The sequence below is a fragment of the Puniceibacterium sp. IMCC21224 genome, from assembly GCF_001038505.1.
In the GTDB taxonomy this organism is placed as follows: Bacteria; Pseudomonadota; Alphaproteobacteria; order Rhodobacterales; family Rhodobacteraceae; genus Puniceibacterium.
In genome coordinates, this window is sequence record NZ_LDPY01000001.1 from 2,282,640 (window position 1) to 2,303,834 (window position 21,195).

The 21,195-nt window shown below is 60.7% G+C and carries 18 protein-coding genes; 11 read left to right on the forward strand and 7 right to left on the reverse strand.

Annotation, left to right across the window (positions count from 1 at the left end):
• Window positions 1–76: 76 nt before the first annotated feature.
• Window positions 77–1,189: a Ppx/GppA phosphatase family protein gene (locus tag IMCC21224_RS10540; protein WP_047995316.1), complete on the reverse strand. Its 1,113-nt coding sequence runs from the start codon at window positions 1,187–1,189 to the stop codon at window positions 77–79.
• Window positions 1,190–1,588: 399 nt separating this feature from the next.
• On the opposite strand from IMCC21224_RS10540, the gene IMCC21224_RS10545 reads away from it, so the two are divergent.
• From IMCC21224_RS10545 to IMCC21224_RS10560, 4 genes are read left to right on the forward strand one after another with little or no spacing between them, the layout of a single operon-like run.
• Window positions 1,589–1,885, forward strand: coding sequence for a virulence factor (locus tag IMCC21224_RS10545; protein ID WP_047995317.1), 297 nt, complete (start codon window positions 1,589–1,591; stop codon window positions 1,883–1,885).
• A 25-nt stretch (window positions 1,886–1,910) separates the two neighbouring features.
• Window positions 1,911–2,840, forward strand: a complete 930-nt coding sequence (locus IMCC21224_RS10550) for a methylenetetrahydrofolate reductase (RefSeq protein ID WP_047995318.1) — start codon at window positions 1,911–1,913, stop codon at window positions 2,838–2,840.
• A gap of 20 nt (window positions 2,841–2,860) precedes the next feature.
• Window positions 2,861–3,523, forward strand: a complete 663-nt coding sequence (locus IMCC21224_RS10555; protein ID WP_047995319.1) for an HAD family phosphatase — start codon at window positions 2,861–2,863, stop codon at window positions 3,521–3,523.
• Window positions 3,524–3,525: 2 nt separating this feature from the next.
• Window positions 3,526–4,602, forward strand: a complete 1,077-nt coding sequence (locus IMCC21224_RS10560; RefSeq protein WP_047995320.1) for a methyltetrahydrofolate cobalamin methyltransferase — start codon at window positions 3,526–3,528, stop codon at window positions 4,600–4,602.
• A 29-nt stretch (window positions 4,603–4,631) separates the two neighbouring features.
• Here IMCC21224_RS10560 and IMCC21224_RS10565 read toward each other — a convergent pair whose 3' ends face one another.
• The 4 genes from IMCC21224_RS10565 to hemB all read right to left on the reverse strand — a co-directional run bounded on the left by IMCC21224_RS10565 (window position 4,632) and on the right by hemB (window position 7,672).
• Window positions 4,632–5,309, reverse strand: a complete 678-nt coding sequence (locus IMCC21224_RS10565; protein ID WP_047995321.1) for a DUF2270 domain-containing protein — start codon at window positions 5,307–5,309, stop codon at window positions 4,632–4,634.
• Between the two features lie 199 nt (window positions 5,310–5,508).
• A complete protein-coding gene (locus tag IMCC21224_RS27060) occupies window positions 5,509–5,793 on the reverse strand; it encodes an excalibur calcium-binding domain-containing protein (protein ID WP_369796021.1) in 285 nt (94 codons plus the stop codon).
• Between the two features lie 201 nt (window positions 5,794–5,994).
• Window positions 5,995–6,552 carry a YSC84-related protein gene (locus IMCC21224_RS10575; RefSeq protein WP_047995323.1) on the reverse strand — a complete coding sequence of 186 codons (558 nt, stop codon included), beginning with the start codon at window positions 6,550–6,552 and terminating at the stop codon, window positions 5,995–5,997.
• 121 nt (window positions 6,553–6,673) lie between these two features.
• The gene (gene hemB, locus IMCC21224_RS10580) at window positions 6,674–7,672 is read right to left on the reverse strand and encodes a porphobilinogen synthase (protein WP_047995324.1); all 999 of its coding nucleotides are present in this window, start codon (window positions 7,670–7,672) and stop codon (window positions 6,674–6,676) included.
• Window positions 7,673–7,809: 137 nt separating this feature from the next.
• On the opposite strand from hemB, the gene IMCC21224_RS10585 reads away from it, so the two are divergent.
• Both IMCC21224_RS10585 and mfd read left to right on the forward strand, forming a co-directional pair.
• Window positions 7,810–8,337 carry a hypothetical protein gene (locus IMCC21224_RS10585; protein WP_047995325.1) on the forward strand — a complete coding sequence of 176 codons (528 nt, stop codon included), beginning with the start codon at window positions 7,810–7,812 and terminating at the stop codon, window positions 8,335–8,337.
• 33 nt (window positions 8,338–8,370) lie between these two features.
• Window positions 8,371–11,862, forward strand: a complete 3,492-nt coding sequence (gene mfd, locus IMCC21224_RS10590; RefSeq protein ID WP_047995326.1) for a transcription-repair coupling factor — start codon at window positions 8,371–8,373, stop codon at window positions 11,860–11,862.
• A 76-nt stretch (window positions 11,863–11,938) separates the two neighbouring features.
• Here the strand turns inward: mfd and IMCC21224_RS10595 are convergent, their stop codons facing one another.
• The gene (locus IMCC21224_RS10595; protein ID WP_047995327.1) at window positions 11,939–12,208 is read right to left on the reverse strand and encodes an usg protein; all 270 of its coding nucleotides are present in this window, start codon (window positions 12,206–12,208) and stop codon (window positions 11,939–11,941) included.
• Between the two features lie 195 nt (window positions 12,209–12,403).
• Between IMCC21224_RS10595 and gyrA the strand changes: the two genes are divergently transcribed.
• The 5 genes from gyrA (at window position 12,404) to IMCC21224_RS10620 (ending at window position 19,617) form a co-directional block, all read left to right on the forward strand.
• The gene (gene gyrA, locus IMCC21224_RS10600) at window positions 12,404–15,160 is read left to right on the forward strand and encodes a DNA gyrase subunit A (protein ID WP_047995328.1); all 2,757 of its coding nucleotides are present in this window, start codon (window positions 12,404–12,406) and stop codon (window positions 15,158–15,160) included.
• Between the two features lie 135 nt (window positions 15,161–15,295).
• The gene (locus IMCC21224_RS10605) at window positions 15,296–16,714 is read left to right on the forward strand and encodes a YdiU family protein (protein ID WP_047997032.1); all 1,419 of its coding nucleotides are present in this window, start codon (window positions 15,296–15,298) and stop codon (window positions 16,712–16,714) included.
• 42 nt (window positions 16,715–16,756) lie between these two features.
• Entirely contained in the window at window positions 16,757–17,704 is a 948-nt protein-coding gene (locus IMCC21224_RS10610; protein ID WP_047995329.1) for a zinc transporter ZntB, read from the forward strand.
• Between the two features lie 84 nt (window positions 17,705–17,788).
• Complete coding sequence (locus tag IMCC21224_RS10615) at window positions 17,789–18,658, forward strand: tellurite resistance TerB family protein (protein ID WP_047995330.1); 870 nt, start codon at window positions 17,789–17,791, stop codon at window positions 18,656–18,658.
• A 65-nt stretch (window positions 18,659–18,723) separates the two neighbouring features.
• Window positions 18,724–19,617, forward strand: a complete 894-nt coding sequence (locus IMCC21224_RS10620; protein ID WP_047995331.1) for a DMT family transporter — start codon at window positions 18,724–18,726, stop codon at window positions 19,615–19,617.
• A gap of 8 nt (window positions 19,618–19,625) precedes the next feature.
• Here the strand turns inward: IMCC21224_RS10620 and IMCC21224_RS10625 are convergent, their stop codons facing one another.
• A complete protein-coding gene (locus IMCC21224_RS10625) occupies window positions 19,626–20,900 on the reverse strand; it encodes a DEAD/DEAH box helicase (RefSeq protein ID WP_047995332.1) in 1,275 nt (424 codons plus the stop codon).
• Window positions 20,901–21,195 lie beyond the last annotated feature (295 nt).

A 21,195-nucleotide genomic window follows, 5' to 3' on the forward strand; every position in this document is an offset into this window, starting at 1 on the left:
CCATCTCGGCGGATACAGAGGCCGTTATTTATGCGCAGAACCGCAATGTAGCAAGGACTGCCGCTCTCAGACCCACTCAGAACGGGCCGTCCTCCAGTACCCCGTCCGCCGACATCTGCGCATACAGCAACCCTTCGCGCAGCCCCCGGTCGGCCACCGACAACCGGTCCGTCGGCCAGCAGCGCAGCAGTGCCTGAAGGATCGCCGCCCCAGACATGATCAGCGCCTGGCGGTCCTGACCGATGCGTGGATCGCGGCGTCGTCCGATAGGGCCAAGTTCCAGATAACGGTTGATCACCGTCTCGATCTGGTCGCTGGTCATTCGCAGTCCATCCACCTTGGTCCGGTCATAGCGGCGCAATCCCAGATGACTGGCCGCGACAGTGGTCACGGTGCCCGAGGTGCCTACAATCTGGAACCCCTCGCGGGTCTGCTCGTCCTTGTAGGGGGCGAATTCTGCCAGATTTTCCTCGAAAAACCAGCTCATCAGCGCATAGCGCGCGGCATCGTCCTCAACATCAGAGAATTGGTCGCGCAGCGTCGCCACGCCCAGCGGCACAGAAATCCAATCCACCACCTTGGCGGCGGGAAACGGACTCTCCAACTGATGGAATCCTGCATGCAGGCGCATGATGGCTTTGGGCCGTTCGATATGCGGCACCGAACTCAGGTCGATCCACACCAGTTCGGTTGACCCACCGCCGATATCCACCACCAGCAATTGTTCGGTCTTCGTCGACACCAGCGGCGCACAGGATATCACGGCAAGCCGCGCCTCCTCCTCGGGCTGGATGATTTCCAGTTTCAGCCCGGTCTCGCGCTCGACCTGACGGATAAAGTCGCGGGCGTTCTCTGCCCGCCGACAGGCTTCGGTCGCGACCAATCGCATCCGCCGCACATTGTGCCGCGCGATCTTTTGTTTGCAGACCTTTAGCGCCGCCACGGTCCGCCCCATCGAGGCACGACCGAGACGACCGGATTTCTCCAGCCCCGCGCCAAGCTGCACGGATTTGGAAAAGCTGTCGATCACATGAAACTGATTGCCCTTTGGCTGGGCAATCAACATGCGACAGGAATTTGTGCCCAGATCCAGCGCGGCATAGAGCTCGGCAGGGTCAGGCCTCTCGGGTGCGGGGCGCTCGACCGGTTTCGGGAATGCGCCCACACCCATGGGACGCTCTGGCGCCATTCTTTTTGCGCCTTCCGTTTATACAGTTGCCTGCACGATACGCAGCCACTGCCCGCGCCGCAAGTTCCGATAGCACCCGTTCACAGGGGTTTGTCAGAATTGTCTGGCGCACCCCGCAGGTGACGCTACGGAAGCTGGAGGTGATGCGACTGTCGATCCGATTCCGGGAATAGCCAACCCACCCCCTCTTGCCCAGCCCAACCCGCTCGAAGTGAATGCGCCTCATGTTGCGGGTGAACCGTTTTCCACTTCGCTGCGGTGGCCCCTGCCGACATTCTCGCCTAGGGTCGGCGCTGCAATGTCACAAGGTCGCTCCTTGCGCGTCAAAAGTCGAAATCCGCCCCCGTCGCGCCACCGCGCCGGACTAAACAAGAGCTACCGGAACAAAGGGAATCATCCATGGCCGACGTCACTATCGTTTTCTGGCGCGACATCCCGGCTCAGGTCATCGTGGGACGCGGTCGCTCTGGCGCCAAGGCCCAGTTGCCTGAACGGTTCGAGCAGGCGATTGACCGCGCCGCCATGAAAACCGGTGCGGCTGGTACGGATGACTACCTTGCCGAGTGGCGCAAAGCTGCCCCCTATCCGGTCGAGGGCGTGCCCTCGGACATCGCCGCATCCGAGGCACAGCGCCTTGATGCTGAATACGATCAGGAGCGGATCAAATCCTTGATCGCGAACGACGGCTGGGCGTAAGCCCTTGAGGATATGGGAGTCCGTGATGGCGCTTTTGAACTTCAGGAAACGTGATGCGGCGCCACAAGGCGTGAATGGTCAGGTCGAGGCCCTGCTTGACGGCTATTCAATCGAGGTAATGCCGCGCACCGCCGAGAAGATCGAGTGTTTTGCGGATCTGTTGCCGACCGGCACGCGCGTCTACATCGCCCATATCGACGGCACCCCGATCGAGGATATGGTCGCCACCGCCAAACGCCTGAACGCCGAAGGGTATCCGGTGATGCCGCATTTCCCCGCGCGCATCATCAAGGACAAGGCCACGTTGGGCGACTGGATCGCCCGTTATCAAGGCGAGGCGGATGTACGTCAGGCGCTGCTTCTCGCGGGCGGCGTGTCAGAACCACATGGCGACTTCGACAGTTCAATGCAACTGATGGAAACAGGGCTGTTCGACAAGGCCGGTTTTACCCGACTGCACGTCGCGGGACACCCCGAAGGCAACCGCGATATCGACCCAAAGGGCGGCGACGCGGCGGTGATGGACGCGCTGCGCTGGAAACAGGCGTTTTCGGAGCGCACCGATGCGCAGATGGCGCTGGCAACGCAGTTCGCCTTTGACGCAGACCCGATCATCGCCTGGGCGGATGCCCTGCGCGACGCCGGGATCACCCTGCCGATCCATATTGGCATCGCAGGTCCGGCCAAACTGCAGACCCTGATCAAGTTTGCCATTGCCTGCGGGGTTGGCCCATCGCTGAAGGTGCTTCAAAAACGTGCCATGGATGTGACCAAGCTGCTGTTGCCATATGAGCCGACTGAGGTGCTGACCAAACTGGCGGCGCACAAGGCCAATCACCCCGACTTTGGCGTCACCAACGTGCATTTCTTTCCGCTTGGCGGGATCAAGACCAATGCGGAATGGGCAATTGCCAACGGCGGCACCTCTGGTACACCTGCCTCACAGCAGGCCTGAAAGGTACCGATTACAGCACTATGACACTGGCACTTCTCTTTGATCTCGATGGCACATTGCTGCACACCGATCCCCTGCATGCGGCAGTCTTTTCCGAGCTGTTCGCACAGCGCGGGCGGCAAATTGATGACGCATTCTACCTCCACCATGTCCATGGGCGACAAAACCTCGACATCTTTGGCGAGCATTTCCCAAACGAGGATGCACAGACCCTGAGCAATATCAAAGAAGCCGCCTTTCGCGCCCGGCTAGGCGCGCAGATGCCAACACCGGGGCTGGCAGCCCTGCTCGACCAGGCCGAGACGCAGGGTTGGCCGGTTGCCGTTGTCACCAACGCGCCGCGCGACAACGCTGAGGTTATGCTGGCCGCCATCGGGATGCGCCAGCGCTTTGATACGCTGATCATCGGGGACGAATGTGACCGGGGCAAACCCGATCCCGCGCCCTACCGCGCCGCAATGGCCGCACTTGGCGTCGCCCCAGACATCTGCATCGCATTCGAGGACAGCCCCTCGGGCGTCGCGTCGGGTGTCGCAGCGGGCGCGTTGACCATCGGGTTGCGATCCTCGCTGACTGATGCAGCGTTGCGTGCGGCGGGTGCTGTGGCCAGCATCGCGGATTTCACCGACCCAATCCTGCCGGGGCTGCTGTCCCGGCGCCTTTCATCCCAAGGAGTGTCCTGAGCATGACTCGCACGATCGTCGAATCGAAAACGAAAACCGCCATTATCGGGTTCGATCAGCCCTTCTGCGTCATTGGCGAACGGATCAACCCGACGGGTCGCAAGATCCTCGCGGCAGAACTGGAACAGGACGATTTCAGTCGGGTCGAGGCCGATGCCATTGCCCAGGTCGCCGCCGGCGCCACGATTCTGGACGTGAATTCAGGTGCAGTGTTTTCCAACAAGATGGCCGAAGATCCGCGCTATGCCGACAACAACTTTGTCGAACCAATGCTGATGCCGGAACTGATCAAACGGGTGCAGGCGGTGGTTGATGTGCCCCTGTGCATCGACAGCTCGGTTCCCGGCGCGCTGCTCGCCGGGCTGGAAGCCTGCGAAGGTCGCCCGCTGCTGAATTCCGTCACCGGCGAAGAAGAGCGGATGGAACTGGTTCTGCCACTGGTCAAGAAATTCAACGTGCCGGTGGTGGCGATTTCGAATGATGACACCGGCATCTCCGAAGATCCCGACGTGCGGTTTGCCGTGGCGAAAAAGATCGTCGAACGCGCCGCAGATTTTGGCATTCCGGCGCATGACATCGTGGTCGATCCGCTGGTGATGCCAATTGGGGCGATGGGGACTGCCGGTTTGCAGGTTTTTGCGCTGGTCCGGCGTCTGCGGGATGAGTTGGGTGTCAATACCACCTGCGGTGCCTCCAACATCTCATTCGGGTTGCCCAACAGGCACGGTATCAACAATGCCTTCCTGCCGATGGCGATGGCCTGCGGTATGACCAGCGCGATCATGAACCCGATCGCCCTGCCCATCGGCCCGACCAAGATAGCCGAGAAGCGTGCAGCGGTTGCGGCCGCGGGCATCGTGTTGCCCCCCGACATGGACGATGAGGCGTTCTGCGTCATGTTCGGGTTGGGCAGCACCAAACCCCGCGCAGGCAAGGAAATGGAGGCGATCCGCGCTGCCAACTTCCTGACCGACAACGATTCTTCTGGTGCGCAGTGGATTCAGTTCAACCGTGATCCTGCCGCCGAATCTGGTGGCGCGGGCGGACGTCGCGCTGGTGGACGCCGCCGCCGGGGATGACATGTAAGGGGGCGGTATTGCAGCCGCCCTCAGCCCATGCTGCTGCGCACCGTCCGATTGCGCGCGCGGCGTGCATCATCCTGCCAACTCCAGAACGCGAAACCACCCCAGACGATGCAATAGCCCGCGCCAAACGCCAGCGTCACCCAGCCCGGCACCGGACCAATGGCCGCGCGGGCAACAAATTGCCCGGCAGAGGTCAGCGGTTCGGGATGCACCAGCAGTTTGCCGATATACGCAGTGGTCTGGATCAGCAAAATCCATAGATAATTGCGCCGGATCCGTCGGCCTATCGCCACCCACATCGACACATGATAGCGCGGATGCCAATAATCCTCGGCCAGGGTTTGCTGCCACCCCTCCTCAAGATGGACATCGCCGTCATGTAACATTCGGGCAAAGAAATGCACCTCGAGCCAGCGACAGCGCGCCCGCCAGACGTTGAAGTAGCGATAGCGCCGCGCTTCGAGCATCAGAAAGAACAGGATCAGGATGCCAACCAGAATGAGCGGCAGCGGTGACGCCACCGGTGAGGAAAACGCAATCGACAGCGCAATTCCCAGCGTCACGACCGACCAGTTTGTGGTGGTGTCCAAGCGGGTGCGCCACAGCGTAGAGCGATACACCTCACCGCGGTAAAGATGCGCGATTGCCCCGATTTCGGCAGCGTCCAACGCCTTGCGGTCCTTTGGCCCTCCGGTCGACATGGTGCATCCTCCCTTCTTGTAGACAGGGTGCACCATGGTGAATTTTTCGGCAACCTCAGTCGCTCATGCCCGCAAAAATTGCGAAATATAAATTCAGCTCGGGTGTGCCGTAACTGCGTCCAAAACACTCAAATGCGTCGACCGGCGTTAGCGCTGGTCACAGAAAATGTTATTCGCGCGCAGGGTATCCCAAGGGGTTTCAACAGGGGCTGGAGCAAAGATTTTCGCAAGGGATGCCATCATTGTCGCCATCGCGTTTACGCTGACCACATTGCAACAGTTTGTAGCAAGCCTCGGCGCAAGAACTGAGGCGCTTGCAACTGACATCGCTGCAGTCATAGGCTTGCGCTAGGCGCAAGGCGTCGAACCTCTCTGAAACAGCTGCTGGCGCCACAACGGTACTCGCCGGGTCGCGCGAATACAAAGTATCGCCCCAGGCAGGTTCAGCTAGCATGAGCAGGCAGATCGCTAAGGAGGTCCGCATCTTGCGTCATTTCAAAATAGTTAACGAATGATTAAAATCTGAACCGGACTCCATAAAAAATCAAGCAAGAAACAAACAAGAAACCTGCGGCGTTAAGCGTCGCTGGCTCCGGCGTTCGGATCAGAGCCGGTTGCGTTCTGACATCACAAACCGGTTGATACTAGAGATCCGGCGCCGCTTGTTGTCAGCTAAAGCCTATGTTCAGGGGATGATGCGTGAATATTTGGTCCCGTCGAGCGTGGCACCGGCGCGCAACCCGGCCTGACCAAAGATCACTGCGATCACCGGGGACAACGATGTCGTCGTCTCGGCGGCCAGCGTTTCGCCACCGTCAGGGATGGCATATTCGATGTTTGCGCCACCAGCCCAGCCCGGCGAGCGGCGGAATTCAAGCAACGCTTCTTCGGTCATAAAGAACATAACATGCGCGTATTGCTGCGCGCCGATCTGCAGGCCCGCGCTTGCCTTGGTGGTCGAATAGTAATCGACGGTCACATCGCCGACCCGCAGCGCACCACGCCCATAGGCCCCCCCCAGGCCAAGCCCGGCCTCGGTCACCAGCGGCATCACTAGAACACCGGTTGATTTTTCCCGCAGCGCGCGCGTGCCGGGATACTGGTTGTACAACTGCGACAGGGTCGCATCGACGCGCGCGTCAATTGTTTCGCTGCCACGGCTTCCGATACCGTTTCCGCAGGCGGCAACCAACGTCGCTGCGCCAAGCGCTAGGACAAAGCCGCGTCTGTTGAGATGTTTCATGGGATTGCTCTTTCGATAATATACACTGCCTCGGGTCCGGCTGTTTCGCCAGTTATGCAGGGATCATACCCCCATACAGATCGGTTGTCATCCCATACGAACCACAATAGGCGGTATCAAGTTACCCGTTCAGCAAACGCGCGGCGGCCGGGGCAAAATACGTCAGCACACCATCGCAACCGGCCCGTTTGAACGCCATCAGCGATTCCAGCATCACGCGATCGCCATCGACCCAGCCATTCTGCGCCGCACCCGCAAGCATCGCGTATTCGCCCGACACCTGATAGGCAAAGGTTGGGGCGCCAAACATATCCTTGGCGCGGCGGCAGATATCCAGATAAGGCATCCCCGGTTTGATCATCACCATATCGGCACCTTCGGACAGATCCCGTTCGATCAGGCGCATCGCCTCATCGCTGTTGGCGGGATCCATTTGATAGGTCTTTTTGTCCCCCTTGAGAGCCCCTGACGCCCCGACCGCGTCGCGAAACGGGCCGTAAAAGGCGGACGCGTATTTTGCCGCATAGCTCAGCAGGCACACATTGCTGTGCCCTGCCCCCTCTAGCGCGCCGCGCAGCGCCCCGATGCGCCCATCCATCATATCCGATGGCCCGATGATATCCGCGCCCGCATCCGCCTGACTAAGCGCCTGTTTTACCAATGCCTCGACCGTGCGATCGTTGACGATCTCACCATTCTCGACAAAGCCGTCGTGGCCGTTGATGTTGTAGGGGTCCAGAGCCACATCCGTCATCACCACCATGTCCGGCACCGCCGCTTTGATCGCGCGGGTGGCGGTGTTGCTCAGGTTGCCAGGGTTCCATGCCTCGGCGCAATCTTCGGTCTTGAGCGCGGGGTCGGTATAGGGAAACAGGCAGATCGCCGGGATTCCCAATGCATAGGCGTCAACCGCTGCCGTCACCACCTTGTCGACCGACCGGCGCACCACACCGGGCATCGAGGCAATGGGTTCCTCGACCCCGTCGCCGTCGCGCACAAACACCGGCCAGATGAAATCCGCCGGGGTTAGCGCCGTCTCGCGGACGAGATCGCGCAGCGCCGGGGTGCGGCGCACCCGACGTAAACGTGTTGCGGGAAAAGCGGCAATGGTCGGTTTCATCGGTTCGGTCCTTGTAAACGCCTTCTTTGGGTGGCATGGAATGGCGGCTATCTCAAGGGTTGCCATCGCCGCGCGATCCTGAATTCACGTCGGACGGTGCCTGCATCGACCCGCCTCACAGACCAAAGGGCCGAAATTTGGACTGGCATCTCATTGTCTTTGAAGTGATCGACGTGCGATCCTTCTCGAACCTCTGGTACTGGATTGCGCTGGCGGTTGTGTGGTCGTCTGCCAGTCACTGGGTTCTGGGTGTCCCATTCGACATGGTGTCGCGCGCGCGACGACACGGGGATCAGGCCGAAGCGGATCTGACCGACCTTGTGCGCATCAACTCCAACCGGCTGGTCTACATCGTTCAAGAGACCGGGTTGTGGATTTTGGGGCTTGGGTGTTTCCTGCTAACGGCACTGATGGTGCTGGGGTTTATCTATTGGGTGGAACTGGCGCAGGCGGTGTTCTTTTTGGCCTTTCCCATGACGCTGGTCGGCATTCTGAGTCTGCGCACCGCGGCAAAGGTTTATGCCGACGGGCCCACCGGGCCGGAATTGTACAAGCGCCTGTCGCGGTTGCGGATCGGGACACAGGTCATCGGCATGATCTCGATCTTTGTCACCTCACTGTGGGGGATGTACCAGAACTTGTCCGCCAGCTTTCTGGGCGGTTGACGCCGCGCGTCATCCGCGCCATGTGATCGCCACATGGCACATTTCAAACCTCTGGTCATGGGCGGCGCGCCCGAAGGCTTTGACGCAAAGCTCCTGCTGAACGAGGCGGCCCGTGCGGCTGGTCCGGTCCTGCATGTTGCGCGCGACGACAAACGCATGGCGCAGATGCGCGACGCGCTGGCGTTCTTTGCCCCGGACATTCCGGTCATCACCTTTCCGGGCTGGGATTGCCTGCCCTACGACCGGGTGTCCCCCAATGCCGATATTTCTGCCGCGCGAATGGCGACGCTGGCTGGGCTCGTGCATGGGATGCCGGCAAAATTCGTCCTGCTGACCACGTTGAATGCAGCGAGCCAGCGGGTGCCCGCGCGCGCCGTGCTGCGCGAGGCGGCGTTTACCGCCACCGTTGGCAGTCGCGTCGACGAATCCGCATTGCGCAATTTCCTGGTTCGTATGGGGTTTACCCAGGCCCCGACTGTCCTGGAACCTGGCGATTATGCCATCCGCGGTGGCATCATCGACATCTATCCCCCCGGCGAAGGCGGACCGGTGCGGCTGGACCTGTTTGGTGATGTGCTTGACGGCGCGCGCCGCTTTGATCCCGCGACGCAACGCACCACCGACAAACTTGATGTGATCGAACTGGCACCGGTGTCCGAGGTCATTCTGGACGACGCCGCAATCACCCGTTTCCGCCAGTCCTACCGGATCGAATTCGGCGCTGCCGGAACGGACGATCCGCTTTACGAAGCGGTCAGTGCCGGGCGTAAACATGCCGGTGTCGAACATTGGCTGCCGTTCTTTCACGATGGGCTTGAGACGCTGTTCGACTATCTGCCAGACGTACCCATCCTCCTGGACGATCAGGTGACGCCGTCCCGCCTTGCGCGCTGGGACACAATTGCTGACCAGTATGAGACGCGCCGCCTTGCCATGCAGCAAAAGAGCCGGATGGACAGCGTCTATAAACCCGCCCCTCCGGGTCTGCTGTACCTTGACGATGCGTCTTGGGACGCAGTGATGCAGGGGCGCCGGGTGATCCAGCTTAGCCCTCTGCCACAGGCAACCGGCCCCGGCGTCGTGGATGCCGGCGGACGTATCGGGCGCAACTTTTCGCCCGAACGCCAGCAGGAAAGCATCAGTCTTTTTGGCGCTTTGGCAGCGCATATTCAGGCAAAGTTGCAGGACGGTCCGGTTGTCATCGCCAGCTATTCCGAAGGCGCGCGCGAACGCCTGACCGGGCTGATCGAGGATGAGGGGCTGGCCGAGGCTATTCCGATTCCAACCGCCACCCGCATCGGCAAACGCGGACTGCATCTGGCTGTCTGGCCTTTGGAGCATGGGTTCGAGGGGCCTTGGGGTGATCCGGGTTCAAAGAGCAGCCCGTCGCATCTGACGGTCATCAGCGAACAGGACGTGCTGGGCGACCGGCTGATCCGCGCGCCCAGAAAACGCCGCAAGGCGGAAAACTTTCTGACCGAAAGCCAGTCGCTGTCCCCCGGCGATCTGGTGGTGCATGTGGACCACGGGGTCGGCCGCTATCAGGGCATGGAGGTGATCACCGCCGCAGGTGCTGCGCACGAATGTCTGTTGCTGGAATATGCCGAAGGATCGCGGCTCTATCTCCCGGTTGAGAATATCGAACTGCTCAGCCGCTATGGCCATGAGGAAGGTCTGCTCGATCGGCTTGGTGGCGGCGCGTGGCAGGCCAAAAAGGCCAAGCTCAAGGAACGCATCCGCGAAATGGCGGACAAGCTGATCCGCATTGCCGCCGAACGCGCCCTGCGCAAGGCACCGATCATGGACCCGCCTCCGGGCGCCTGGGATTCGTTCTCGGCCCGGTTCCCTTATCAGGAAACCGACGATCAGCTCAGCGCTATCGAGGATGTGATGGCCGACATGCATTCCGGCCAGCCAATGGACCGGCTGATCTGCGGCGATGTCGGCTTTGGCAAGACCGAGGTTGCGATGCGCGCTGCCTTTGTCGCGGCCATGTCAGGTGTCCAGGTCGCGGTGGTTGCACCGACTACATTGCTGGCCCGCCAGCACTACAAGGGGTTTGCCGAACGGTTTCGCGGATTTCCGGTTAATGTCAGGCCGCTGTCACGCTTTGTTTCGACGCGTGACGCCCAGCTGACCCGGGACGGCATCACCAAGGGGTCGGTCGATATCGCCATCGGCACCCACGCCCTGCTGGCCAAAGGCATCCGGTTTCACAACCTTGGCCTGCTGATTATTGATGAGGAACAGCATTTCGGCGTCGGTCACAAAGAGCGGCTCAAGGAATTGCGCAGCGATATTCATGTGTTGACCCTGACCGCGACGCCGATCCCGCGCACGCTGCAACTTAGCCTCACCGGGGTGCGTGACCTGTCGATCATCGGCACGCCACCCGTCGACCGGCTGGCGATCCGCACCTATGTGTCGGAATTCGATGCCGTGACAATCCGCGAGGCGCTGCTGCGCGAACATTATCGCGGCGGCCAATCGTTCTATGTCGTGCCACGCATTTCGGACCTGCCCGAGATCGAGGAGTTCCTCAAGGCACAGCTGCCCGAACTGTCATACGTGGTTGCCCATGGCCAGATGGCTGCGGGCGAGTTGGATGATCGCATGAACGCGTTTTATGACGGAAAATATGACGTTCTGCTCGCCACGACCATTGTCGAATCCGGCCTCGACATCCCGACCGCCAACACGATGATCATCCACCGCGCCGACATGTTTGGCCTGGCGCAACTGTATCAGATCCGTGGCCGCGTTGGCCGGGCCAAAACCCGCGCCTATGCGTACCTGACGACAAAACCGCGCGCGAAACTGACAGCAACCGCCGAAAAGCGCCTGCGCGTGCTCGGCTCTCTTGACACACTGGGTGCGGGCTTTACCCTGGCCAGTCAGGATCTCGATATTCGTGGCGCTGGCAATCTGCTGGGCGAAGAACAGTCCGGCCAGATGCGCGACGTTGGCTATGAACTGTATCAATCCATGCTGGAAGAGGCGATTGCGAAGATCCGCTCGGGCGAGCTTGAAGGTTTGTCGGACAATGACGGCCAATGGGCCCCCCAGATCAACCTTGGGGTGCCGGTGCTGATCCCCGAAACGTTTGTGCCGGATCTCGACGTGCGCCTTGGCCTATACCGTCGCCTGTCGTCGCTCTCGACCAAGGTCGAGCTCGAAGGGTTTGCCGCAGAACTGATCGACCGGTTCGGGAAGTTGCCAAAAGAGGTGAACACCCTGCTGCTTGTTGTGCGGATCAAATCCATGTGTCGGCGGGCTGGTATATCCAAGCTTGACGCCGGCCCGAAAGGTGCGACGCTGCAATTCCACAACGACAAGTTCGCCTCGCCCCAGGGGCTGGTGGAATTCATTCAAGATCAAAACGGTCAGGCCAAGGTCAAAGACAACAAGATCGTCATCCGCCGCGACTGGCGCACCGATAACGAAAAAATCAAAGGCACCTATGGCATCGCCCGCGACCTTGCCGAAAAGCTGGCGATCGAGAGAAAGCGCAAAGCCAAAGCCTGACACGCAGTTCCGGCCCGATCATGCCGGACGGATGATCTGTTTCGGATTTGCGACCTCCCTCTCAAGGGGCCGCAGGTCAGTGGTAGCGGAATTCTCCGACCACTTGCCGCCATTCTCCGGCGCCAATCATCTTACGATGGGTATAGCGCACGGAATGCAGCGGACCTTCGATCGTGTTTTGCCAGAACTCTATGAACTCAAACAGTTTCTGGTGATCCGGCGCCAGATCGTAATCCTGCCAGATGTAGGTGTTGAGCACGTTTTTATAGTCTGGCATGCGGTAAAAGAATTCGGCTGTGGTCAGTCCATAGCCGCGCAGCATCAGTTCGGTTTCGTTGCCCTGCATTGATCCATCCTTTCGTTCGCCTCATGAACTTTAGAATCATGGCAGGGAGTAATTTACTTTTCAATAAAAACAGTGTGTTAGCAATCATGCCCGCTGGCTGCCAGAATTGGCGACGACCCACCATTGCGCCCTATATCCTGCTTCTGTTATACGTTTTGTAACAAGATATAGCAGACTAACAGATGGGCAGACCACGTGAGCGATACGCCGGAACCACCTGAAAATACAGACGAAAACACGCCAGAGCGTCCGATCTTCCTTGGTCCGAACATTTCGATCACCGAGGAGATGAAGAAAAGCTATCTCGATTACGCAATGAGCGTAATCGTGAGTCGTGCGATTCCGGATCTGCGCGACGGCCTAAAACCTGTGCACCGCAGAATCCTCTATGCCATGCATGAGACCAACAACAGCCACGACAAACCCTACCGCAAATCCGCGCGCCCCGTTGGCGACGTGATGGGTAAATACCACCCGCATGGCGACTCTGCGATCTATGACGCGCTGGTGCGGATGGCGCAGGATTTTTCGATGTCGCTGCCGTTGCTGGATGGTCAGGGCAACTTTGGCTCGATGGACGGCGATAACGCTGCGGCGATGCGCTATACCGAAGTGCGGATGGACAAGCCCGCCGCGTTTCTTTTGAACGACATCGACAAGGATACCGTCGATTTTCAGGACAATTATGATGGCAAGGACCGTGAACCGACGGTCCTGCCCGCACGCTATCCCAACATGCTCGTCAATGGGGCTGGCGGTATTGCCGTTGGCATGGCCACCAACATCCCGCCGCACAATCTGGGCGAAGTCATTGACGCCTGCCTTGCGCTGATCACTGACTCTGACCTGACCTCAGAGCAGTTGATTGAATATGTCCCCGGCCCTGACTTCCCGACGGGCGGCTACATGCTGGGACGTTCCGGCGCCCGCAAAGCGTACCTTGAGGGCCGCGGTAGCGTCATCATCCGCTCCAAGACCCGCGTCGAGGAAATTCGCAAGGACCGCTGGGCCATCGTCATCGACGAGATCCCCTATCAGGTCAACAAGGCCACGATGATCGAAAAGATCGCCGAGGCCGCCCGCGAAAAGCGGATCGAAGGCATCTCTCATGTGCAGGACGAATCCGATCGCAATGGTGTGCGTGTGGTGATCGAGCTGAAACGTGACGCCACTGCCGAAGTCGTGCTGAACCAACTGTTCCGCTTTACCCCGATGCAGACCTATTTTGGCTGCAACATGCTGGCGCTGAATGGCGGACGTCCCGAGCAGCTGACACTGCGCGCCTTTCTCACAGCATTCCTCGACTTCCGTGAGGATGTTGTGGCGCGGCGCACGGCCTTCTTGTTGCGCAAGGCACGCGAACGCAGCCATATCCTTTGCGGTCTGGCTGTTGCCGTGAGCAATGTCGACGAAGTGGTCGCCACCATCCGTGCCTCGGCTGACGTGGCCGAAGCGCGCACCAAATTGATGGAGCGTCGCTGGCCCGCCGGTGAAATCCTGCCTTTTATCGCGCTGATCGACGATCCGACCCATACGGCGAACGAGGACGGCACCTATAACCTGTCCGAAATTCAGGCCCGCGCCATTCTGGAACTGCGCCTTCAGCGTCTGACCCAGCTGGGCGTCAAAGAGGTCACCGACGAGCTCGAAGAGCTGGCTGGCAAGATCAAGGAATACCTTGAAATCCTCAGCTCGCGTGAGCGGATCATGGGGATCATCTCGGACGAGCTGCGCGAGGTCCGCGAGCTGTTCGCCGTGCCGCGCCGGACCGAAATCCTCGACTGGTCCGGGGACATGGAAGACGAAGACCTGATCGAGCGCGAAGACATGGTTGTCACCGTGACCCAGACAGGTTGGATCAAACGGACCCCGCTCGCCGATTTCCGCAGTCAGCGGCGCGGCGGCAAGGGTGTGTCAGGCGGCGGCATGAAAGAAGATGACGTGGTTACCACGCTCTTTGTTGCCAACACACATACCCAGCTGCTGTTCTTTACCACCGAAGGCATGGTCTACAAGCTCAAGACCTGGCGCCTGCCGCAGGGCAGCCGCACGTCCAAGGGCAAGGCGATCGTCAACATCCTGCCAATCCCGACAGGTGTGTCGATCGCGGCCATCATGCCGGTAGATCGGGATGAAAAAGACTGGGACGACCTGCAGATCATCTTTGCCACCTCTGCTGGAACTGTGCGCCGTAACCGATTGTCAGACTTCACAAATGTCATGCGAAACGGCAAGATTGCGATGAAGTTCGAGGATGAGAACGCGGACATCAAACTCATCAATGCGCGCATCTGCTCTGAGGATGACGACGTGATGCTGGTGACAGATTCCGGCCGCGCGATCCGCTTCCGTACCACCGATGTGCGGGTCTTCAACTCACGCGCCTCCACCGGTGTGCGCGGCATCAGGCTGCAGGGCGACGACACCGTGGTGTCGATGTCGGTGATCCGGCATTTCGACGCCGACCCGCAGGAACGCGCTGCCTATCTGAAAATGCGCCGCGCCATGGCCGGTCTTGCCGATGACGCCGAGAACGAAGATGATGACGATGTGGCCCCCGGCAACATCACTCAGGAACGCTATGCCCAGATGTCGGCAGCGGAAAATCTGATCCTGACGATCACGGCAAATGGCGTGGGCAAGCTGAGTTCGTCGCACGATTACCCTCTGCGCGGACGCGGCGGTATGGGTGTGATGGCCATGGACAAGGCGATGCGGGGCGGCGCATTGGTGGCCAGCTTCCCGGTGGAGATGGACGACCAGATCATGCTCGCCACGTCCAAGGGGCAGTCAATCCGTGTCCCGGTTGACGGCATTTCCTTCCGCTCACGCAGCGCTGGCGGTGTCAAAGTGTTCAACACCGGCAAAGGCGAAGAAGTGGTCAGTGTTGCCTGGATTGCCGATCAGGGTGATGAGGCCGATACCGCTGCACAAGATACTGCCGAAGAATAAACCGTTTGATGATTGGCCCGTGAAACCAACGAAACCACGGGCCAGTCATCAAAATTCTATCGCGTCGCCCGGTATCATTCAGATCCGGATGCAAAAACCGCTCGCAATTCGGCGCAATATGATTACCTGTTCGCCATGACCCTGAACATCCCCTTCGACAACAGCTATGCCGCCCTGCCTGCGGGCTTTTACTCCCGGCTCGACCCGACGGCCGTGGCCGCGCCGGACCTCATCAGCTTTAACCGCGATCTGGCGGCACTGATGCTGATCACAGAGACTTCTGACGCCGAACTCACCATGCTCTTTTCCGGCAATGCGGTGCCCGAGGGTGCCGCCCCGCTGGCGCAGCTTTACGCGGGGCACCAGTTCGGTCAGTTCAATCCGCAGCTTGGGGATGGCCGCGCCATTCTGCTCGGCGAAACTGTCGGCCGCGACGGAGTGCGCCGTGACATCCAGCTCAAGGGATCGGGGCCGACCCCTTATTCGCGCAACGGGGACGGTCGTGCTTGGCTGGGTCCGGTGCTGCGCGAATACGTGGTAAGCGAAGCGATGCACGCGCTGGGTGTGCCGACCACCCGCGCCCTCGCCGCCGTACGGACCGGCGAGATGATTCAACGCGAAGCCATGCGGCCCGGAGCTGTGCTGACGCGTGTCGCATCCAGCCATATCCGTGTCGGCACCTTTCAGATCTTTGCCGCGCGTCGCGATGTGATTGCCCTTCGGCAGCTATTTGACTACACCGTTGCGCGCCACTATCCCGACTGCACGACGCCCGATGCGCTGTTACAGGCCGTAATCGACCGGCAGGCCGCGCTGGTGGCACAATGGATGAGCCTTGGGTTCATCCATGGCGTAATGAACACCGACAATTGCACCTTGTCGGGGGAAACCATCGACTATGGACCCTGCGCCTTTCTGGACTTCTATGACCCCGAAACCGTGTTTTCGTCGATCGACCGGCATGGCCGCTATGGCTATGCCAGTCAGGCCGATATCATCGTCTGGAACATGGCGCAGCTGGCGACAGCGCTGTTGCCGCTGATGCCTGATGCGGACGCAGCTGTGGCGCAGTTCACCGATCAGGTTCACGCGATGCCAGAGCTGATCCGCCAGGAGTGGCTGGCACGTTTTGCCGCCAAGATCGGGATCGGCACGCCGAAACCCGAAGATGCGGCGCTGATCGGCGATCTATTGACGCGCATGCATGGCAATCAAGCCGATTTCACCAACACGTTTCGCGCGCTTAGCGATGGCACTGCGCGGGATCAGTTCACCGACCCCACCGCCTTTGACAGCTGGGCAGAGGGGTGGCAGGCGCGCATTGCCTCTGATCCCGACGCAATCCAGCGGATACGGCAAACCAACCCGGCCTTTATTCCGCGCAATCACCGGATCGAGCAGATGATCGCCGCTGCCGTCGCCGGAGACGATGCGCCGTTTCACCGACTGAACGCTGTCCTGTCGCGCCCGTTCGACGACCAGCCTGACGCTGAGGATTTGCGCCGCCCGCCCGCACCGTCAGAAGTGGTCGCAGCCACGTTTTGCGGCACCTGATCAGGTCGAGCGAGAGATGCGCCCTAAGACCTTGCAATCACGATGACACCGATTTGCGCCTTTGACATTCGACCTGACGGCAGCGCCATTGTGGTCCGCGATCTGGCGATTCTGCCGACCGTGGGCTATCGCTGGCTGCATTGCGATCTGGGCGATCCTGAACTGGCGGCATGGCTGGACAGCCACCTGCCCGACCGCGCCGCCGATGCCCTGCAGCAGACCGAGACGCGCCCCCGCGCCCTGACCAATGACGGTGGGCTGATTGTGATCCTGCGTGGACTCAATCTTAACACCGGCCAGCGTCGCGACGACATGGTGTCCTTGCGGTGCTGGCTGTCGGACCATTTGGTGGTGACGGTCCGCCTGCGCCGCGTCTTTGCCGCAGAGGATCTGCGTCGCGCCACAGAATCGGGTCAGGCGCCGCCCTCGCCCGCAGCATTTCTTGCCGCACTCTGCGAAGCCCTCACCGACCGGATCGAAGAGAATGGCGTCGCGCTCGAAGATCAGCTCGACCTGCTCGAAGATCAACTGTTTGTCGCATATGATCACGCCGGTGCGGCAGAGATGCCCGACCTTAGGCGAAGCACAATCCGGCTGGGCCGCTTTCTGGCGCCGCAGTCACAGGCGCTACATGCGCTCCTTGATCCGCGCCTGCCGGTGATCGACACCGAGACACGCGAAAGCCTGGGGGAAAGTGCCAACCGCGCGCAGCGGGCACTGGAGGAGCTGAACGCCGTGCGCGACCGACTCGAGGCGCTGTCAGATCACCTCGAGGCCAGGCAGAACGCCCGGCTGGCCCGCAATTCTTATGCCCTTTCGGTGGTGGCGGCGATCTTTTTGCCCATGGGATTTGTCACCGGCCTGTTCGGCGTGAACGTCGCGGGTATGCCGGGCACGTCAACGCCGGTGGCCTTTGGGATCCTGACGCTGGCCACGCTGGGCATGGGTGGGCTGGTCTGGCTGATCCTGCGCCTGCTAAAGATCTTTTGAACCGGCACAAATTTCCTGCCAATTGCCGCAAAATCGTGCAAGTCTGACACTGAACGGAATTCGGACGGATCAAGGAGCTGTCACATGGGTCTCATGGGAACACTGGCCAAAGTCGCCATCGGCTATGCTGCGGCGCGTGGTGTCGACAAACTTGCCGGGGGTCAGGGGCTGGGCGGGCTGCTGGGTGGCGGCGCGCAGATCAAGGGCAAAAACCCGCTGAGCAGCACGCAGGCGCAAATTGGCCAATCCATGTCTGGCCAGATGCCGACCGGCAGCAATCCAATGCAGGCGATGATGGACAAGATGAAGGAGAGCGGGCTTGATCTGTCCACACTGACCGGCGGTGCGGGTGGCGCTGCAGGCAACCCGATGGCCGCAATCATGGACAAGATGAAGGAAAGCGGCCTCGACCTGTCGGCCCTGATGGGCGGCGGCACACCAGCGCCGGGTGAAAAGGGTCCGCTGTTGTCGTCGGTGCCATCGGGCGGCTCTGGGTTGGCTGGAATGCTGGCCGCGGCGGGCGGCATGGCTGCGATGCAGGGCAAAGGGCTGGGTGGTCTGATGGATCAGTTCGGCACCGCGGACACCTCGCAAGAGGCCGACAAATCCGCCGCCCTGATGCTGCGGGCAATGATCCAGTCGGCCAAGGCCGACGGCGGCATCGACAAGGACGAAAAGGCCAAAATCCTTGAAACCGTCGGCGACGATGCCACACCCGACGATATCGCCTTTGTCAAAGCACAACTCGCCGCGCCGATCGACGTCAAAGGGTTGGCCAAGGACACCCCCGAGGCGCAAAAGGTGCAGGTTTATTCCGCCTCACTGATGACGATCCGCGTCGATACGCAGGCCGAAGCTGAATATCTTGACGCGCTGGCCACGGCGATGGGGCTGGACGAGACTGCGGTGAACATGTTGCATATGCAGATGGGTTTGCAGCCACTCTATAACTAGGCCCAGCCTATCTCTGACACTGCGGGTCCCGTCACTCCCGGGCCCTAAACTGGCGTTTCCGTTACATGACACGAAACTCAAATCTTGGCCTTGCTCTGGCCACGTTCGGCGCGCTTGTGCTGGGCCCCGATGCGTTGTTGCTGCGACTGTCCGACATGCAGGGCATGCAGATGCTGGGTTGGCGTGGGCTGTGCATGGGCGGCCTGTTTCTGATGATCTGGCTGGCGACGTCGCGCAATCATCGCGCGGATCTGGCGGTGTTGGGGTCTGGCGTCGGCATGATTGTTGTAATCAGCCAAAGTCTGAATGCCATGCTGTTTCCGAACGCGATCGCGCTGGCTCCGGTATCGGTCGTGCTGCTGGCCATCGCCACAGTGCCGGTCTGGTCGGCGCTATTGGCGCGTCTGATATATGGCGAATCGACATCCCGCGCCACCTGGATCACCATCCTGCTGGTTCTGAGCGGCATCGCCATCGCGGTCAGCGGTAAGGGGGATCTGGGTCTGAATCCGCATGCCGCGCTTGGGGCGCTGCTGGGGTTGGGGGTGGCGGCGGCGCTCGCAACCACCTTTGTGACCCTGCGCCACGCCGCCGACGTGCCGATTCTGCTGACCGTCGGGCTGGGTGCGCTGATCGCTGGCATCGTCGGGACAACCGTGACCGGGCCTGCGCAGATGACGACGGGAACGCTGTGGCCAATTTTGCTGGCCAGCATCGTCATCCTGCCGCTGTCATTCTTTGCCCTGTCGCTGGCTGCGCGCCATACGGCTGCGGCCAATGTCAGCCTGCTAATGCTGTTGGAAACCGTACTTGGCCCCGTCTGGGTCTGGTACGGCACATCCGAGGCCCCGACCCCGCGGATGCTATGGGGCGGACTGATCGTTCTGGTGAGCCTTGCGCTCTACCTGAATGGCCTCAGGCGCGCCGCTGTTCTGCGGCGCGCCCAAAGTATCGTATAACCTCAGGCTTAGGCAGCGCGCGCGCTGCTCGATCCACCGCGCGCGGGACGACGACGGCGGTTGCCGTTGCCGGGCTTGGCGCCACCGGGCTTGCCACCGTTGCCGCCACCGCGACGCTGGTTTCCGCCGCCACTGCGGTCTGGCGTGTCCAGACCGGCCCAGGCCGTGCCCGACGCTACGGGAATGCTCATCTTGAGCACCTTCTGAATCGCCTTCAGTTCGCCAATCTCGTCCGGGGCGCAGAATGCAATTGCAGCGCCCTCGCGGCCCGCGCGGGCGGTCCTGCCAATGCGATGCACATAATTTTCCGGCACGTTCGGCAGATCAAAGTTATAGACGTGACGCACCGCCGGAATATCCAGACCGCGCGCGGCCACATCGGTGGCCACCAGCACCCGCACTTGCCCCTCGCGGAATGCCTTGAGCGCACGGTCGCGCTGGCCCTGGCTCTTGTTGCCATGGATGGATGCCGCCGCGAAACCGGCCTTTTCAAGCGATTTCATCAGCTTCTCTGCGCCGTGTTTGGTGCGGCCAAAGACCAGCGCCAGCTCGTCGCGATGCGCGTCCAGCAATTCAATCAACAGTTTGGACTTTTCCGCCTTGGCGATAAAATGCACCGACTGCTCGATCTTGTCCGCGGCCTTGCCCGGAGGGCTGACTTGCACCTTTTCAGGGTCGTTCAGGTATTCGCGCGACAGCTCTTCCATCAGTTTGGGCATGGTGGCTGAGAACAGCATAGTCTGACGTTTGGCCGGCAAATGCCGCGAAATTTGGCGCAGCGCATGGATGAACCCCATGTCGAGCATCTGATCCGCCTCGTCCAGCACCAGAAAGCTGCATTCATCCAGTCGCACGGCGCGACGGTCGATCAGGTCAATCAGACGGCCGGGCGTGGCGACCAACAGGTCGATGCCCTTTTCCAAACGCTTGGACTGGGCGTTAATCGACTGGCCGCCGACGACAACGGTGGTCTTCAGCGGGCTGCCCAAGGTCAGCGCCTTCAGTGTCTCGGCGATCTGGGTGGCCAGTTCGCGGGTCGGTGCAAGTACCAGACCGCGCACCGATTTCGGCGCCGGACGGCCCAGCCCAGAGATCTGCGCCACCAGAGGCAGGCCAAAGGCCGCCGTCTTGCCGGTGCCGGTCTGTGCCAGGCCCATCACGTCACGACCTGCCAACGCGAACGGAATCGCGCCAACCTGAATCGGAGTCGGTTCGGTCAGGCCCATTTCGGTCAAACGCGTCACAAGCGACTTCGGCAGGCCCATGGTTGTAAAATTAGTCAAAAGAGTTCCTTTCGGGCTGCCGGATGACAGCCGCACGATGGACCGCCCTTGCGATCCGTCAGGTGGAGAGGCACAGAACCGGTATCGGGCCGATTGCCCATATACCGTTGCACCCCATGCCCCACGCGTGATTTTGGAAGCAAACGCGGTCTCCGTGACCCACGGTGCATGCTGCACCGGTCAATCTGCTCACGCGGCAGAAGAGATCCGTTGAAGGCCACATGACCCGTGCCCGACCATAAGTCAAGCCAAGAGACAGTGACTCTGACGCATTTGTGGTGTTGGCCTCACCCCT

Coding starts and splice junctions, on each gene's coding strand:
- IMCC21224_RS10550 (WP_047995318.1), top strand. CDS start 1,911: ATGGCGCTTTTGAACTTCAGGAAACGTGATGCGGCGCCACAAGGCGTG.
- IMCC21224_RS10610 (WP_047995329.1), top strand. CDS start 16,757: ATGACACCGATTTGCGCCTTTGACATTCGACCTGACGGCAGCGCCATT.
- IMCC21224_RS27060 (WP_369796021.1), bottom strand. CDS start 5,793: ATGCGGACCTCCTTAGCGATCTGCCTGCTCATGCTAGCTGAACCTGCC.
- IMCC21224_RS10555 (WP_047995319.1), top strand. CDS start 2,861: ATGACACTGGCACTTCTCTTTGATCTCGATGGCACATTGCTGCACACC.
- IMCC21224_RS10595 (WP_047995327.1), bottom strand. CDS start 12,208: ATGCAGGGCAACGAAACCGAACTGATGCTGCGCGGCTATGGACTGACC.
- IMCC21224_RS10540 (WP_047995316.1), bottom strand. CDS start 1,189: ATGGCGCCAGAGCGTCCCATGGGTGTGGGCGCATTCCCGAAACCGGTC.
- IMCC21224_RS10615 (WP_047995330.1), top strand. CDS start 17,789: ATGGGTCTCATGGGAACACTGGCCAAAGTCGCCATCGGCTATGCTGCG.
- hemB (WP_047995324.1), bottom strand. CDS start 7,672: ATGAAACCGACCATTGCCGCTTTTCCCGCAACACGTTTACGTCGGGTG.
- IMCC21224_RS10575 (WP_047995323.1), bottom strand. CDS start 6,552: ATGAAACATCTCAACAGACGCGGCTTTGTCCTAGCGCTTGGCGCAGCG.
- IMCC21224_RS10560 (WP_047995320.1), top strand. CDS start 3,526: ATGACTCGCACGATCGTCGAATCGAAAACGAAAACCGCCATTATCGGG.
- mfd (WP_047995326.1), top strand. CDS start 8,371: ATGGCACATTTCAAACCTCTGGTCATGGGCGGCGCGCCCGAAGGCTTT.
- IMCC21224_RS10565 (WP_047995321.1), bottom strand. CDS start 5,309: ATGTCGACCGGAGGGCCAAAGGACCGCAAGGCGTTGGACGCTGCCGAA.
- IMCC21224_RS10620 (WP_047995331.1), top strand. CDS start 18,724: ATGACACGAAACTCAAATCTTGGCCTTGCTCTGGCCACGTTCGGCGCG.
- IMCC21224_RS10545 (WP_047995317.1), top strand. CDS start 1,589: ATGGCCGACGTCACTATCGTTTTCTGGCGCGACATCCCGGCTCAGGTC.
- IMCC21224_RS10605 (WP_047997032.1), top strand. CDS start 15,296: ATGACCCTGAACATCCCCTTCGACAACAGCTATGCCGCCCTGCCTGCG.